Source organism: Thiomicrorhabdus marina, assembly GCF_017571465.1.
Taxonomy (GTDB): Bacteria; Pseudomonadota; Gammaproteobacteria; order Thiomicrospirales; family Thiomicrospiraceae; genus Thiomicrorhabdus; species Thiomicrorhabdus marina.
The window spans coordinates 1-1037 of record NZ_JAGETV010000060.1; the positions used below are offsets into that span (position 1 = coordinate 1).

General features: G+C 41.8%; 2 protein-coding genes. Both read right to left on the minus strand.

All coding sequences use genetic code 11. The features are described 5' to 3' along the window. Positions 1–452 (minus strand): flagellin N-terminal helical domain-containing protein (locus J3998_RS13060; protein ID WP_481924066.1); only part of this gene is annotated, 452 nt, incomplete at its 3' end. 159 nt (positions 453–611) lie between these two features. Further along, positions 612–1037: flagellin (locus J3998_RS13065; protein WP_279576319.1), on the minus strand; the 426-nt coding region annotated here is incomplete at its 5' end.

The following is a 1037-nucleotide window of genomic DNA, read 5'->3' on the forward strand; positions in this document are numbered from 1 at the left end:
TCCCATCCAGCTTGAATAGACAAACCACCATCAACATTCATTACATTCGTGCCATTGAACTTGGTAGTTTCGGCAACACGATCAATTTCCGTTTTCAGTTGTTGAAACTCCAAGTTCATTTGAGCTCGGTTTTCAGCAGTGTAGGTATCATTCATTGACTGAAGACCCAATTCACGCATACGCTGAAGCATATTGACGGTTTCTTCGGTTGCGCCATCTATGGTTTGCACCACTGAAATACCATCATTAGTATTGCGAACTGCTTGATCGGTCCCCATAATTTGGGTACTCATTCGAGTTGCTACCGCAAGCCCCGCTGCATCATCCGCAGAAGAGTTAATACGTAGACCGGAAGTTAAACGTTCCATTGAAGTTGACTGTTCACGACTTGTTGCATCAAGAGTACGAACAGCATTCAATGAAGCCATATTTGTGTTGATTACCATTGCCATGATAAATCTCCTTTTTAAGTAGACTGTTAGTCTTGCCCTAGTGGGCTGCTAACTTTTTATATCTCCGCCCACTAGGAGGCGAATTTTTTGAAGGAAAATCCTTCAAACCTTTTTACATTTAGCTTGGTCTACTTAAGGCCAAGCCCATGTAATTATTTATTATTGAAGCAATTGCAATACATTTTGCGATTGCTGATTCGCTTGCGATAGCATGCTCATACCAGCTTGTTGTAGCACTTGCGTGCGCGCTAGGTTGGCAGACTCTTTCGCGAAATCCGCATCCAGAATTTGTGAACGTGCTGCATTCATATTTTCATTAATATTACTTAAGTTCGATACGGTATATTCCATTCGGTTTTGTAAAGCACCAACAGAGGCACGGTAATCATTAATAGTAGTTAATGCTGTATCAATACTGTCTACAGAAACCTTTGCATTAGCTGCTGAAGTAATATCGAGTGTATCGATGCCGTCCACGGAGTAAGGCGTGCCTAGAGTAATTGCCCCCAAAGTTGCATCATTATTACCACCTGCAGTAATATCACCTGCGACTAGGTTTTCTTCTGATGATTTCACTGTTAAGGT